At 64.1% G+C, this 13,664-nt stretch carries 12 protein-coding genes; 6 read left to right on the top strand and 6 right to left on the bottom strand.

Annotated features, from left to right (window positions below; genetic code table 11):
• Positions 1 to 16 precede the first annotated feature (16 nt).
• The gene (locus RTH74_RS04265; RefSeq protein ID WP_316913840.1) at positions 17 to 658 is read right to left on the bottom strand and encodes an NAD(P)-dependent oxidoreductase; all 642 of its coding nucleotides are present in this window, start codon (positions 656 to 658) and stop codon (positions 17 to 19) included.
• 100 nt (positions 659 to 758) lie between these two features.
• Between RTH74_RS04265 and RTH74_RS04260 the strand changes: the two genes are divergently transcribed.
• Both RTH74_RS04260 and RTH74_RS04255 read left to right on the top strand, forming a co-directional pair.
• The gene (locus RTH74_RS04260) at positions 759 to 1,646 is read left to right on the top strand and encodes a LysR family transcriptional regulator (RefSeq protein ID WP_316913839.1); all 888 of its coding nucleotides are present in this window, start codon (positions 759 to 761) and stop codon (positions 1,644 to 1,646) included.
• A gap of 88 nt (positions 1,647 to 1,734) precedes the next feature.
• The gene (locus RTH74_RS04255) at positions 1,735 to 2,622 is read left to right on the top strand and encodes a PA4780 family RIO1-like protein kinase (RefSeq protein WP_316913838.1); all 888 of its coding nucleotides are present in this window, start codon (positions 1,735 to 1,737) and stop codon (positions 2,620 to 2,622) included.
• 140 nt (positions 2,623 to 2,762) lie between these two features.
• On the opposite strand, the gene cueR is transcribed toward RTH74_RS04255, so the two are convergent.
• From cueR to RTH74_RS04240, 3 genes are all read right to left on the bottom strand, one after another.
• Positions 2,763 to 3,194 (bottom strand): Cu(I)-responsive transcriptional regulator, encoded by a 432-nt coding sequence (cueR, locus tag RTH74_RS04250; RefSeq protein ID WP_316913837.1) that lies wholly within the window; start codon positions 3,192 to 3,194, stop codon positions 2,763 to 2,765.
• Complete coding sequence (locus RTH74_RS04245; protein ID WP_316913836.1) at positions 3,191 to 5,560, bottom strand: heavy metal translocating P-type ATPase; 2,370 nt, start codon at positions 5,558 to 5,560, stop codon at positions 3,191 to 3,193. Before RTH74_RS04245 ends, cueR begins: the two co-directional genes overlap by 4 nt.
• Positions 5,561 to 5,624: 64 nt before the next feature.
• Complete coding sequence (locus tag RTH74_RS04240) at positions 5,625 to 6,017, bottom strand: hypothetical protein (RefSeq protein WP_316913835.1); 393 nt, start codon at positions 6,015 to 6,017, stop codon at positions 5,625 to 5,627.
• 254 nt (positions 6,018 to 6,271) lie between these two features.
• Between RTH74_RS04240 and RTH74_RS04235 the strand changes: the two genes are divergently transcribed.
• Complete coding sequence (locus RTH74_RS04235; RefSeq protein WP_316913834.1) at positions 6,272 to 6,469, top strand: cation transporter; 198 nt, start codon at positions 6,272 to 6,274, stop codon at positions 6,467 to 6,469.
• Positions 6,470 to 6,481: 12 nt separating this feature from the next.
• Here the strand turns inward: RTH74_RS04235 and RTH74_RS04230 are convergent, their stop codons facing one another.
• The gene (locus RTH74_RS04230; RefSeq protein WP_125833774.1) at positions 6,482 to 7,102 is read right to left on the bottom strand and encodes a TetR family transcriptional regulator; all 621 of its coding nucleotides are present in this window, start codon (positions 7,100 to 7,102) and stop codon (positions 6,482 to 6,484) included.
• Between the two features lie 124 nt (positions 7,103 to 7,226).
• On the opposite strand from RTH74_RS04230, the gene RTH74_RS04225 reads away from it, so the two are divergent.
• From RTH74_RS04225 to RTH74_RS04215, 3 genes are all read left to right on the top strand, one after another.
• Complete coding sequence (locus tag RTH74_RS04225) at positions 7,227 to 8,378, top strand: efflux RND transporter periplasmic adaptor subunit (protein ID WP_316913833.1); 1,152 nt, start codon at positions 7,227 to 7,229, stop codon at positions 8,376 to 8,378.
• Between the two features lie 5 nt (positions 8,379 to 8,383).
• Complete coding sequence (locus RTH74_RS04220; protein WP_316913832.1) at positions 8,384 to 11,521, top strand: efflux RND transporter permease subunit; 3,138 nt, start codon at positions 8,384 to 8,386, stop codon at positions 11,519 to 11,521.
• Positions 11,522 to 11,611: 90 nt separating this feature from the next.
• Positions 11,612 to 12,781: a Bcr/CflA family multidrug efflux MFS transporter gene (locus RTH74_RS04215; RefSeq protein WP_316913831.1), complete on the top strand. Its 1,170-nt coding sequence runs from the start codon at positions 11,612 to 11,614 to the stop codon at positions 12,779 to 12,781.
• Positions 12,782 to 12,790: 9 nt separating this feature from the next.
• Here RTH74_RS04215 and RTH74_RS04210 read toward each other — a convergent pair whose 3' ends face one another.
• Positions 12,791 to 13,651, bottom strand: a complete 861-nt coding sequence (locus RTH74_RS04210; protein ID WP_125833770.1) for a neutral zinc metallopeptidase — start codon at positions 13,649 to 13,651, stop codon at positions 12,791 to 12,793.
• Positions 13,652 to 13,664: the final 13 nt, after the last annotated feature.

Genomic DNA, 13,664 nt, shown 5'->3' with positions numbered 1-13,664 from the left:
CGCGTCAGCGCTCGGTTCAGTACGCCAAGGTAAAACGCTGGCGGATATGCTGTGGTCGCTCGGTTTCATCGATCAGCGCTACGGCCAGGTCGGCAACCGAAATGCTGCCCGGCTCATCGCCATTCATCAGCAGCTCATCGTGGCCCAGACGAAATTTGCCTGTGCGCGGCCCCGGAACGAGCAGGGCGGCGGGCGAGAGAAAGGTCCACTCCAGCTGAGCCTCCTCGTGCAGCATGTTCAGCGCCTGGCGTGCGCCCTCGGCGCCTTCCTTGTACTCGGCAGGAAAGTCCGGAGTGTCGATCAGTTGCACGCCAGGGGCGACGTACAGGCTGCCGGCACCGCCGACAACCAGCAGGCGTTTGACGCCAGCCTGCTTGCTGGCCGCGATGATCGAGCGGCTGCCGGCGATGAACTGTTCACGAATCTCTGCCACGCCCCAGCCCGGGTTGAAGGCGCTGATCACCGCGTCATGTCCACGCAACTGCTCGGCCAGCGCTGCGCTGTCGTGAACGTCCGCCTCAATGGCGTTCAGTTGCGGATGCGCGCTCAGCTTTTGCGGATGGCGTACCAGTGCAGTGACCTGATGACCGCGGTTCAATGCTTCTTGCAGCAGCGGTGCGCCCACATAACCAGTGGCGCCGATCAGAGCGATCTTCATGAAGTAATCCTTGGTAGGTGATGGTTGATACATGATCACCGCTGGATAAAGTCTGGAAAAAGTGGCCTGATGCACTTGGATAATTAAGCAGAGCTTCATAATGGAGCAACTCAAGCGCATGGCGTTGTTCGCTACCGTGGTGCAGAAGGGCTCGATGGTGGCGGCTGCCGAAGCCATGGGCATGACGGCTTCGGCGGTCAGTCAGCAGATGCGCCGACTGGAGGAGGCCACTGGCGTCACGCTGCTGCACCGCACCACACGCAAACTGACCCTGACCGAGGCCGGCGCGCAGTTCTATGAAAGCTGCCGGCAGATAGTCGAACTGGCCGAGCGAGCCGAGCAGCGCCTGGCCGAGCAGCGTGATGCGCCGGTGGGCGAGTTGCGTGTCGCCGCCCCGGTCGGGTTTTCCGGACCGTTGCTGAGCGAAGCGCTGGCGCCGTTGCTCGGTGCTCATCCGGGGTTGAGCCTGAGCCTGTTCTTTCACGATGAGCAGATCGACCTGATCGAATCACGTATCGACCTCGCCATCCGTGTCGGCCGCCAGGAGGACTCCAGTCTGGTGGCTCGTTACGTGACCGACTGGCGCATGATCCTGTGCGCCGCTCCGGCCTACCTGGCACGTGTTGGTTTGCCAATCGAACCGTCGCAATTGCTCAAGCTCGACTGGATCGGCCTGCATCTGGAGCGTAGCCAGCACCTGACCTTGTATGGCCCTAGTGGAGCACAGCAGCGCCTGCGGCTGGAGACGCGCATCAGCTGCAACAACATCCTGGCCGCGCGCCAGTTCACCCTGTCGGGTATGGGCGTGTCGTTGCAGCCTGAGCCGGAAATCCGTGAACTGCTGGCTCGCGGCGAGCTGTTGCCGCTGCTGCCGGATTGGCAACTGGAACCCATCGGCCTGCATATCGTCACCCCTCGGCGCGACGCTCAGCCGGCCAAAGTGCGCTACGCCATCGAGGCGCTCAGGCGTCATCTGGTCAGTGCCTGAACAGTGGGAGTCGGCATCTGGCCCGCGCTGTGAGAGGATGGCCCCTGAAAGTCCGCCTCTGGCCAAAAAGGACCCGTGATCCACACCGATGAAGACGCCCAAACGTATTGAACCCCTGGTCGAAGACGGCCTGGTGGACGAGGTGCTGCGACCGCTCATGAGCGGCAAGGAAGCAGCGGTTTATGTGGTGCGCTGCGGCGACGAGCTGCGCTGCGCCAAGGTCTACAAGGAAGCCAACAAACGTAGCTTTCGCCAGGCTTCCGAGTATCAGGAAGGCCGCAAGGTGCGTGGCAGCCGTCAGGCGCGGGCCATGGCCAAGGGCAGCAAATATGGCCGCAAGGAGCAGGAAAACGCATGGCAGAACGCCGAAGTCGCCGCGTTGTTCCGTTTGGCCAATGCCGGCGTGCGAGTCCCCAAACCTTACGACTTTCTTGACGGCGTGCTGCTGATGGAACTGGTGGACGACGGCGAGGGTGATGTCGCACCGCGGCTCAATGACGTCGACCTGCACCCGGATGACGCGCGTGAATTCCACGCCTTCATGATCCAGGAAATCGTCAAGATGCTCTGCGCCGGCCTGGTGCACGGCGACTTGTCGGAATTCAACGTGCTGCTCGGCCCCGAAGGCCCGGTGATCATCGACTTGCCACAAGCCGTGGACGCCGCCGCCAACAACCACGCCTTCAGCATGCTCGAGCGCGATGTGCGCAACATGGCCGAATACTTCGGCCAATTCGCTCCCGAGCTGAGATACACCAAGTACGCCAAGGAAATGTGGGCGCTCTACGAGGCCGGTAAACTGCTGCCCGATACGCAGCTGACCGGCGAATTCGCCGAACCCGAAGACGCTGCCGACATCGACGCGGTGATGCGCGAGATCAAGGCCGCCCTGGCCGAGGAAGCGAAGAAGCAGGCCCTGCTCAACGCCGAAGACGAACCCAAGGACGCCGAGCCGATCCCGCCCTGGATGCGCTGAACGGCGCAACTGCGTAGGGTGCGCCGTGCGCACATCCTCACGCTGCGCCCGGTGCCATGGGAGGGGCTTTAGAACTGGCGGCGCCACTGACGTAGGGCGGGTGCAACCCGCCGTTGTCGGTCTGGCGGGTTTCACCCGCCCTACGGCTGACGGTGCGATGAACATCCAGCCGCGCCGCAACTCACTCCTTCCTCCAGCTCCTGCAGAATCGGACAGTCCGGCCGGCTATCGCCCTGGCAACTGTTCGCCAGATCCACCAGCGTATCGCGCAAGGCACTCATCTCGGCAATCTTGCGCGACAGCGTGGCGATATGTTCCTCGGCCAGTGCCTTCACATCGGCACTGGCGCGCTGCTTGTCTTGCCACAGGGCCAGCAGCTTGCCGACTTCCTCCAGCGAAAACCCCAGATCCCGTGCCCGCTTGATAAAGGCCAGGCGGTGCAGGTCGCTGCTGCTGTACTGCCGATAGCCACTCTCCGAGCGCCCGGCATGGGGCAGCAGGTCGATGGACTCGTAATAGCGAATCATCTTGGCGCTGAGGCCGGTGTGCTTGGCGGCTTGGCCGATGTTCATGCTCGTGGTCTCCAGCGATTGAGCAGCAACGCGTTGCTCACCACGCTGACGCTGGACAGCGCCATGGCGGCGCCAGCGAACATCGGGTTGAGCAGGCCAGCGGCGGCCAGCGGGATGCCGATCAGGTTGTAGATGAAGGCCCAGAACAGGTTCTGGCGGATCTTGGCGTAGGTGCGCCGGCTGATGTCCAGCGCGGCCGGCACCAGACGCGGGTCGCCGCGCATCAGGGTGATGCCCGCGGCATGCATGGCTGCATCGGTGCCGCCACCCATGGCGATGCCGACGTCGGCTGCGGCCAGTGCTGGGGCGTCATTGATGCCGTCGCCGACCATCGCCACGGTGCCGTGCTGGCGCAGTTCGCCGATCAGCCGCGCCTTGTCCGCCGGCAGTACCTGCGCGTGAGGTTGGTCGATGCCCAGCACGTTGGCGACTGCGGCGACGCTGCCCGGGTTGTCGCCACTGATCAGGTGGCTGGTGATGCCCTGTTCGCGCAGTTCGGCGATGGCGTCGGCCGCACCTTCCTTGAGTTGATCGCCGAAGGCCAGCAGGCCGAGCAGGCGAGGAGTGTTGCCGGTTTCGAGCAGCCAGGACAGGGTACGGCCCTCGGCCTCCCAGGTGCGGGCAGATTCGGCAAGCTCCCCTGCCTGTAATTGGTTTTCCTCCAGCAGGCGGCTGCTGCCCAGTTGCAGGTTGCGGCCCTCGACACTGCCAGCGATCCCACGACCGGCCAGCGCGCGGCTGTCGCTGAGTACTGGCAGGGCGATGTGTTGTTCGGCGCAGCGCTGCAAGACGGCCTTGGCCAGCGGGTGTTCGCTGCCTTGTTGCAGGCTACCGGCCAGGCGCAGGAGTTCTGCCTCGTTGGCTTCGCCCAGGCCGATATGGACGATGCGCGGTTTGCCTTCGGTGAGGGTGCCGGTCTTGTCGAAGGCGATGTGCTGCACGGCATGCGCCACTTCCAGCGCTTCGGCGTCCTTGATCAGGATGCCGTGGCGCGCGGCGACGCCGGTGCCGGCCATGATCGCGGTCGGCGTGGCCAGGCCCAGGGCGCAGGGGCAGGCGATGACCAGCACGGCGACGGCATTGAGCAGGGCGCTTTCCATTGGCGCGCCGAATGCCAGCCAGCCGAGCAACGTGGCCAGGGCGATCAGCAGCACGGTTGGGACGAAGATCTGACTGACCTTGTCCACCAGCTTCTGGATCGGCGCTTTCGCTGCCTGGGCGTCTTCTACCAGACGGATGATCCGCGACAGCACGGTCTCTGCACCCAGGGCGGTGGTCTCCACCAGCAGGCGGCCTTCGCCGTTGATGGCGCCAGCGGTGACCTTGTCGCCCGGCTGCTTGGCCACCGGCAGGCTTTCACCACTGATCAGTGCTTCGTCCGCATGGCTGTGGCCCTCCAGCACTTGGCCGTCGACCGGGAAGCGCTCGCCCGGCTTGACCAGGATATGGTCGCCCAGCGCCAGCTCGTCGATACCGACGCGTTCCTCGTGGCCATCCACAAGGCGCACCGCGTGATCCGGGCGCAGTGCCTGCAACGCACGAATGGCACTGGCGGTCTGGCGCTTGGCGCGGCTCTCAAGGTACTTGCCGAGCAGGATCAGGCTGATGATCACCGCTGAGGCTTCGAAATACAGGTGCGGCATTTGCCCGGCCGGCGTCACGGCCCACTGATACAGGCTCAGGCCGTAGCCGGCGCTGGTACCGATCGCCACGAGTTGGTCCATGTTGCCGGCGCGAACCTTCAGCGCCTGCCAGGCTGCGCGATAGAAGCGCGCGCCGAAAATGAACTGCACCGGCGTGGCCAGCAGGAACTGCGCCCAGGCTGGCAGCATCCAGTGCAGGCCGAACGGCTCGACGAGCATCGGCAGCACCAGCGGCAGGGTCAGGACGATGGCTGCCAGCAAGGTCAGACGTTCACGGCGTAGTCGGTGCTGGGCATCATCCGTGGTGGGGCGATCATCGAGCAGGCTGGCTTTATAACCGGCGGCAGCTACCGCCTTCAGCGCCTGTTGCGGGTCGAAACCGGCGAGCACCTGCAGGCGCGCCTTTTCATCGGCAAGATTGACGGCCACCTGGCTGACACCCGGCAACTTGTTCAGGGCGCGCTCGATACGACCGACGCAGCTAGCGCAGGTCATACCCTCGATGCCCAGCTCCAGCGGCTGGCTAGGCACGCTGTAACCGGCGCCCTCGATGGCGGTGATCAGTTGCGGCAGGCTGCCGGCTGGCGCTTCGATACGCGCCTGTTCATTGGCCAGGTTGACACTCGCGCTGCTCACCTCCGGCAGCTTGTTCAGCGCGCGCTCGACACGACCAGCGCAACTGGCGCAGGTCATGCCTCGGATCGGCAGGTCGAAAGTGGTCATGGTTCGGCTCCCTGTAGCTGGATGGCTACAGGATCAACCTTGACCCCATGGCAAGGTCAAGCCTTCAGTTCAGTGTTGGCGCGGCATGCAGTCGCAGACCATCGCTGCCCATGGCGATGCGGTAGCGGCGTACCTCGCCCGCTTGCAGGTCCAGCGACTGGCCGGCGAGCTGGTTGATACCGTCCTGACATGAACCGGTGCCGGTCAGGCCGAGGCGCAGCGAGACCTTGCCCGGCGGCAGATTGAAGGACACCGACTGACCCTGATGCAAGCGTGCGGCCATCTGGTCATGCAGGTACAGCGCGACCTCGCAGGTAGTGGCCACTTCCAGGCGTTCGCGCGAGACGATCAGCACCGCGTAGCCTTCGCCCTGACTGGTCGAGGGCAGCGGTGCCAGTGGTTCGGCCTGAGCCAGAGGCGCCAGCAGCAGGGCAAGGGCGGAGCAGAGCAGACGCATTGTGATGACCCTCGTACGGGAACGCGGCAAATGACATGACGCAAGGGCTTGACCTTGCCATTGTGGCAAGGTTGAGACTACACCCATCGACCAGCAGGCCGTTGAAAACGTAGGCGAGGTAGCCAATGCAAGGCAAAAATAGGCGAAAAAGCGGAGTTTACGAGCCGTAAATGAGCATTTTGAGCCTGTTTTTAACGCTGCAATGGCAACGTAGGTAGTTTTCAACAGCCTGCTATATGTTCAAGGAGTCAGTCATGCAAAAGTTCAAGGTTAGCGGAATGTCCTGCGGTCATTGCGTGCGCGCCGTCACCCAGGCGATCCAGGCGCTGGACCAGACGGCCAGCGTCGAAGTCGATCTGGCCGCGGGGCTGGTACGAGTGCAGGGCAACCTGGATGCCTCGCAGATCCAGGCAGCCATCCGTGAAGAGGGTTACGAGGTTGTGCCCGCGTAGAACTCGGATCGGCTATGGCCACTGCCGCAGCAGGCCGCGAAAGCAGCTGTCGATCATCGCTGGAGTGTCGGTCTGGGCGTCGAACAGGTTGGGATCGCGCAGCCAATCGCTGAACAGACCGACGATCAGCGCGTGCAGCGTGCGCGAGGCCAGGCGCGGGGTGATGCCGGGGTGCAGGTGCGGTTGCACCTCTGGCAGGGCGAACTGTTGTTCGCACAGGTCGATGAACTGATTGACGAAGGTTTCGTGACGCTCCTCGGCCTCGCGCAAATCCTCGGTGAACTCGCAGCGGCGCAGCAGCACGGTGAGGATGCGCCGGCGTTGCTCATCCAGCACCAGATTGGCCATGGCTTCTATGCACAGGTCGCGCAGCAACTGCAGCGATGCCAGGCCGTCGACTGCGGCCAACTGTTCGGCCAGCGGCTCCAGTGGCAGGCGTACCTGATTGAGCATTTCGTGGAATAGGTGGGCCTTGTTCTGGAAATGCCAATAGACCGCGCCGCGCGTGACCCCAGCATGCCGGGCGATATGCTCCAGGCTGGTATGGGCGACCCCGCGCTCGAGGAACAACTGTTCCGCAGCAGCGAGGATGGCGCAGCGGGTTTTCTCCGCATCTTCTTTGGTTCTACGCATGGCGATCCGGTTAATTGGAACTAGGCTCAGATTGTGCCGAGTTTACCGATTTTGCCCCGCCTGCTGGTGGCGGGCTTGGTTGTCCTGCTTCTGTCCCGTGTCTAGCCAAGGAGAGGAATGCCTCATGCCCTTCGTTCGTCTGGTCGGAGTCTATCTGCCCTTCAGTCTGGTCCTGCTGGCCGCGAGCGTCGAGGCCGCCGAGGCGCCACCGACGGCGGTGACGGTCGAGCAGGTCAAGGCCGGCGAACTGCCTATCGTGCTGGAGTATCCGGCGCGAACCGCTGGTTACCGCGAAGTGCAGGTTCGAGCCCAGGTCGGCGGCATTCTGCAGGAACGCACCTACCAGGAGGGTAGTCGGGTACAGAAGGATCAGGTGCTGTTTCGCATCGATTCGCGCCCCTACGAGGCGGCTCTGGCCCGTGCCAAGGGCGCGCTGGCGCAGGAGCAGGCGCGTTTCCGGCAGACCGATCGCGACCTCAAACGCATCCGCGAATTGCAGAAGAAGGGCTTCGCCAGCGAGAGCGAACTGGACAACGCCATCTCCAACTTCGAACAGAGCAAGGCCAATATCGAGGCGGCCCAGGCCGAGGTGCAGTCGCGCCAGATCGACCTCGACTACACCACGGTCAAGGCGCCGATCACCGGCATCACCAGCAAGGAAAGCGTTTCCGAAGGCAGCCTGATCGTCGCCGGTGATCCCAGTGCCAGCCTGCTGACGCAGATCACCCAGCTCGACCCGATCTTCGTCAACTTCGCTTACCCGGATGCCGAGGCCGAGCGTCTGCGCCGTGAAGTGTCCGAAGGCAGCCTGGCGCTGCCGGCCAGCGGCAAACTCAGCGTGGAAGTGCATTTTGGTGATGGCTCGGCCTATCCGACAGCGGGCGAAGTGGACTTCACCGACAGCCTGATCGATCGCGGTACCGGCACCGTCAGCGCCCGTGGCGTGGTGCCGAACCCCGATCAGAAACTGTTGCCCGGGCAGTTCGTGCGCGTGCAGGTCAAGGGGCTGACCCGTCCCAACGCTATCACCGTACCGGAGCGCGCCGTCGCTCAGGGCCCGCGGGGTACGTTCGTCTACGTGGTGGATGAGCAGGGCCTCGCGCGCATGCGCCAGGTCACCACCGGTGATACGGCCAGCGGACGCTGGGTGATTCTGGCTGGCGTCAGCGATGGTGAACGGGTGATCGTCGACGGCCTGGCCAAGGTGCGACCGGACAGCCCGGTCAAGGTCGAGGAGGCGAAGGCAGCCACGCCAGCCAGCCCGGCGCAGGAGTAACGGCCATGATCTCGCGCTTTTTCATCGACCGTCCGGTATTCGCCACCGTCATTTCCATCGTCATCGTGCTCGCCGGCTTGGCGGCGATGCGCTCGTTGCCCATCGCCCAGTACCCGGAAATCCTGCCGCCGCAGGTATCGGTCAGCGCCGCATACCCCGGTGCCAGCTCGCAGGTCATCGCCGAAACCGTGGCGGCGCCGCTGGAGCAGGAGATCAACGGCGTCGAGAACATGATCTACCAGCTGTCCAACTCTTCCAGCAGTGGGGCGATGAGCCTGACGGTGTACTTCGCGGTCGGCACCGACCCGGACCAGGCCACCATCAACGTCAACAACAAGGTGCAGGCAGCGTTGGCCAAGCTGCCGGAAGAAGTGCGCCGCCAGGGTGTGAAGGTAGAGAAGAAGTCTTCCGACATCCTCCAGGTGATCACCCTCTACTCGCCGGATGGTTCGCGCGACCCGATCTTCATCAGCAACTACGCGCTGATCAACGTCATCGACGAACTCAAGCGCCTCAAGGGCGTTGGCGATGCCAGCCAGTTCGGTTCCAAGGATTATTCCATGCGTATCTGGCTGCGCCCGGACAAGCTGGCGCAGTACAACCTCACGCCCACCGACGTGGTCAATGCCATTCGCGAGCAGAATTCGCAGTTCGCCGCCGGTAGCTTCGGCCAGCAGCCGTTGAAGGAGCCACAGGACTTCACCTACACCGTCACCACGCAAGGGCGTTTCACCGACCCTAAAGAGTTCGAGAGCGTCATCCTGCGTACCGACGATACCGGTGCCAGCCTGCTGCTCAAGGATGTGGCGCGGGTCGAGCTGGGTGCGCAGGACTACTCGCTGGTCACCACCCTCAATGGCCAGCAGAACGCTGCCTTCGGTATCTACCTGCAACCCGGCGCCAATGCCCTGGATACCGCCGAGGCGGTCGAGCGCACCATGCAGCGCCTGGCCAAGCGCTTCCCCGAGGGCATCGCCTACAAGATTCCCTACGACACCACCAAGTTCGTTCAGGTCTCGATCACTGAGGTGATCCACACTTTCTTCGAGGCGCTGGTGCTGGTTGTGTTGGTGGTGTTCATCTTCCTGCAGAACTGGCGCGCCACGCTGATTCCGGTGCTGGCCATTCCGGTATCGCTGGTCGGCACCTTTGCCGGCATGTACCTGCTGGGCTTCTCCATCAACCTGCTGACGTTGTTCGGCATGGTGCTGGCCATCGGCATCGTGGTGGACGATGCCATCGTGGTGATCGAGAACGTCGAGCGGGTGATGCGCACGCAGGGGCTGAATGCGCGAGATGCCTCGATCAAGGCGATGGAGGAGGTGACCGGGCCGATCATTGCCATCGTTCTGGTGCTGTGCGCGGTGTTCGTGCCGGTAGGCTTTCTCGGCGGTCTGGCGGGGCAGATGTACAAGCAGTTCGCGATCACCATCGCGGTGTCGGTGGTGATTTCCGGCATCGTCGCGCTGACGCTTTCACCCGCGCTCTGCGCGCTGTTGCTCAAGCCTGGCCACCATGAACCGGCAGCACCATTCCGTGTATTCAACCGTTTCTTCGACAAGGCCACCGCGGGCTATGGCGCGGGGGTGCGCTTCTTCCTCAAGCGTTCGCTGGTCGGCCTGCTGCTGTTCGGCGGGATGATCGCGCTGATCATGCTGCTGTTCTCACGGGTGCCCGGCTCACTGGTGCCCGATGAGGATCAGGGCTACGTGATCAATGCCTACTACCTGCCGCCGGCCGCTTCGCTCAATCGCACCGAGGCGCTGAGCGGGGCGGTGAGCCAGCAGTTGATGGAGCATCCGGCAGTGGCGGATGTGGTGACCTTCGCCGGTTTCGATGTGCTTACCTTCGGCGTGCGCAGCAACGCCGGGGTGTCCTTCGTGCCGCTCAAGGACTGGAGCGAACGCACCACGGACGAGCTCGATGCACGCAATCTGACGCGCGAGTTCATGGGTATGGGCGCTGCGCAGAAGGATGGTCTGGTGTTGTCGTTCAATCCACCACCGATCACCGGCATGAGCACCACCGGTGGCTTCGAGTCCTTCATTCAGGACCGCTCCGGCGGCAGCGTCGAGCAGCTCGGCGAGAAGGTCCAGGCCTTCGTCGCGGCGGCTAGCAAGCGGCCGGAGCTGGCCGGCATTCAGAGCACCTTCAGCGCCAACGTGCCGCAGTACTACATCGACCTGGATCGCACCAAGACGCGGGCGCTGGGCGTCAGCGTCAGCGACGTGTTCACTGCGATGCAGGCAACCTTCGGCAGTTACTACGTCAACGATTTCACCCTCTACGGGCGTACCTGGCAGGTCAGCCTGCAGTCCGAGTCGGAGTTCCGCCGCAAGCCGGAAGACCTCGGCCAGGTCTACGTGCGTTCCAGCAGTGGTGATCTGGTGCCGCTATCGACCCTGCTGCGGGTGCGGCGCATCCTCGGGCCGGATTCCTACGACCGTTTCAACGTCTATCCCTCGGCCAAGGTGCTTGGTGGCCCGGCGCCAGGCTACAGCTCCGGGCAGGCACTGGCGGCGATGCAGGAAGTGGCCGATGAAGTATTGGGCGAGGACTACAGCCTCGGCTGGATCGGCTCTGCGTATCAAGAGCTGGCGACTCAGGGTTCGGGCACTCAGGCCTTCGTCTTCGGCCTGATTCTGGTGTTCCTGATTCTCGCCGCGCAGTACGAGCGCTGGACGCTGCCGTTGGCAGTGGTCACCGCCGTGCCGTTCGCCGTGTTCGGGGCGATTCTCGCGGTGTGGCTGCGCGGCATTCAGAACGACGTGTACTTCCAGGTAGGGCTCGTCACGCTGATCGGCCTGGCGGCGAAGAACGCCATCCTTATCGTCGAGTTCGCCGTGCTGCTGCGCGCCGAGGGCAAGGGCATCTTCGACTCGGCGCTGGAGGCGGCCAAGCTGCGTTTCCGTCCCATCGTGATGACTTCGCTGGCGTTCATTCTCGGCTGCGTACCGCTGGCCATCAGCTCCGGCGCCGGCTCGGCCAGTCGTCACTCCATCGGCACCGGGGTGATCGGCGGCATGCTCGCGGCAACCCTGCTGGCCACGTTCGTTATCCCGATGTTCTATCTGCTGGTGGAAACGGCAGCGCAACGGGTGAGCCGGCGCGGCAAGGCTAGGGAGGAAGAACAACCGCATTGAGTCATGCGGGCCGTCCTTCGGCGGCCCGCGCTTTCGCACGCTGCCCGGTCGGTGAGATGATTAGCCGGCTAATAATTCTCCGGATCATTCATGAACCTGCGAACCCTCCTGATTCTGGGCGCGCTCAGCGCTTTCGGCCCTCTGGCCATCGATTTCTACCTGCCGAGTTTCCCTACCCTGGCGCAGCAGTTCGGCACTGACGTCGAGCATATTCAGCTGTCGCTGGCGGCCTATTTCGTCGGTATCGCAATTGGCCAATTGTTCTACGGGCCGCTGGCGGATCGTTTCGGTCGCCGTGTGCCGCTGCTGGTCGGGGTGACCCTGTTCACCTTGGCATCGCTGGCCTGCGCCCTGGCTCCCAGTCTGGAATGGCTGGTGGCCGCGCGTTTCGTGCAGGCCCTCGGTGGCTGCGCCGGCATGGTCATCACCCGCGCGGTAGTGCGCGATTTGTGTGACCCACTGGCCTCGGCCAAGGTGTTCTCGCAACTGGTACTGGTGATGGGGCTGGCGCCGATTCTCGCGCCCCTGGGCGGCGGACTGCTGCTCAATACCCTGGGCTGGCCGTCGATCTTCCACAGCCTGGCAATCTTTGCCGGGTTGTGCCTGCTGGCCGTGCTGTTGTGGTTGCCGGAGACGCGTCCGCAGCATCTGCCACCGGCCCCGCTGAATGGTGCCTTCGGCCAATACCGCGCGCTGTTGGGCAATGCACCGTTCATGGGTTACAGCCTGGCCGGCGGTGTGGCGATGGCGGGCATGTTCGCCTATATCGCCGGCTCGCCCTTCGTGTTCATCGAGCTGTACGGTGTGCCGCCCGAGCACTATGGCTGGCTGTTCGGCAGCAACGCAGCGGGCTTCGTGATCATGGCGCAGGTCAATGCGCGTCTGGTGCGCAGTGGTGGCCCGGCGCTGTGGCTGCGGCGCATGGTGCTGGTGTACCTGGCCAGTGGCCTGTGCCTGCTGGTACTGGCGTTGTGGCAACCGGCCCAGCTGTGGCCGCTGATGATTCCGCTGTTCATCTGCGTGGCCAGCCTCGGCTGCGTGTTGCCCAATGCCACGGCTTGCGCCATGGCTGGGCAGGGCCGTCATGCCGGCAGCGCATCCGGGTTGCTGGGCAGCATGCAGTTCAGTGTGGCGGCCAGCGCTTCGGCTTTGGTGGCCTTCCTGCATGATGGTTCGGCCATGCCCATGGCTCTGGTGATCGCCCTGTGCGGCGCTGCCGCCTGCGGCTTTGCCTGGTGGAGCAAGCGCTTCGTGGTGTGAGCCGGCGTGTTACAGGCGCGCCGCCTTGAATGTGTCGCAACGCCCCGGCTGACCACTCTCGAAACCGCTGCTGAACCAGCGCACGCGCTGCTCTGAGGTGCCATGGGTGAAGGCGTCCGGCACTACTTGGCCGCGCGCCTGTTTTTGCAGACGGTCATCACCGATGGCGCTGGCGGCGTTCAGCGCTTCTTCCAGGTCGCCAGCCTCCAGCCAGTCATGCCGGCGTTGCGCATGATGCGCCCAGACCCCGGCCAGGCAGTCGGCCTGCAGTTCCTGGCGCACCAGCAGGCCGCCATCACCCTCGACGCGTTCGCCACGTTGGCGCGCCGCATTGACCTTGGCCGAGACGCCGAGCAGCGTCTGCACGTGGTGGCCGACCTCATGGGCGATCACGTAGGCCTGGGCGAAGTCACCAGCAGCGGAGAAACGCTGTTCCATCTCGCGGAAAAACGCCATGTCCAGATATACGCGCTGATCGCCAGGGCAGTAGAAGGGGCCGACCGCCGAACTGGCGAAGCCACAGGCCGAGTTGACCCCGCCGGAAAACAGCACCAGTTGCGGGTCGCGATACTGCTGGCCGGCCTGCTGGAACAGCTCGCGCCAGGTGTCTTCGGTATCGCCGAGAATGGCGCGGACGAACTCGCTCTGTTGGTCGTTGGCCGGTGGTGCGCTCTGTGTCTGGGCGACCTGTGGCTGGGTGGCCTGGCCGGCGATCTGGCCAAGAATCTGCAGCGGGTCCTGGCCCATCAGCAGGCCGACGATGACGATCACCGCCACGCCACCGAGGCTCAGGCCACCACCGAGGCGCCTGCCGGAGCGGCCGCGCGCATCCACCACGTTGTCACTGCGTCTACCGCGTTGCCAGCGCATGGCTGTACTCCCT

Source organism: Pseudomonas sp. zfem001 (assembly GCF_032621725.1).
In the GTDB taxonomy this organism is placed as follows: Bacteria; Pseudomonadota; Gammaproteobacteria; order Pseudomonadales; family Pseudomonadaceae; genus Aquipseudomonas; species Aquipseudomonas sediminis.
Note: the sequence above shows the minus strand (reverse complement) of the source record. Positions and strands in the feature narration are given on the sequence as shown.

Bases quoted from the DNA above. Each gene is read 5' to 3' on its own strand.
- RTH74_RS04215 (WP_316913831.1), top strand. From the start codon at position 11,612: ATGAACCTGCGAACCCTCCTGATTCTGGGCGCGCTCAGCGCTTTCGGC.
- cueR (WP_316913837.1), bottom strand. From the start codon at position 3,194: ATGAACATCGGCCAAGCCGCCAAGCACACCGGCCTCAGCGCCAAGATG.
- RTH74_RS04260 (WP_316913839.1), top strand. From the start codon at position 759: ATGGAGCAACTCAAGCGCATGGCGTTGTTCGCTACCGTGGTGCAGAAG.
- RTH74_RS04265 (WP_316913840.1), bottom strand. From the start codon at position 658: ATGAAGATCGCTCTGATCGGCGCCACTGGTTATGTGGGCGCACCGCTG.
- RTH74_RS04255 (WP_316913838.1), top strand. From the start codon at position 1,735: ATGAAGACGCCCAAACGTATTGAACCCCTGGTCGAAGACGGCCTGGTG.
- RTH74_RS04230 (WP_125833774.1), bottom strand. From the start codon at position 7,102: ATGCGTAGAACCAAAGAAGATGCGGAGAAAACCCGCTGCGCCATCCTC.
- RTH74_RS04240 (WP_316913835.1), bottom strand. From the start codon at position 6,017: ATGCGTCTGCTCTGCTCCGCCCTTGCCCTGCTGCTGGCGCCTCTGGCT.
- RTH74_RS04210 (WP_125833770.1), bottom strand. From the start codon at position 13,651: ATGCGCTGGCAACGCGGTAGACGCAGTGACAACGTGGTGGATGCGCGC.
- RTH74_RS04235 (WP_316913834.1), top strand. From the start codon at position 6,272: ATGCAAAAGTTCAAGGTTAGCGGAATGTCCTGCGGTCATTGCGTGCGC.
- RTH74_RS04245 (WP_316913836.1), bottom strand. From the start codon at position 5,560: ATGACCACTTTCGACCTGCCGATCCGAGGCATGACCTGCGCCAGTTGC.
- RTH74_RS04220 (WP_316913832.1), top strand. From the start codon at position 8,384: ATGATCTCGCGCTTTTTCATCGACCGTCCGGTATTCGCCACCGTCATT.
- RTH74_RS04225 (WP_316913833.1), top strand. From the start codon at position 7,227: ATGCCCTTCGTTCGTCTGGTCGGAGTCTATCTGCCCTTCAGTCTGGTC.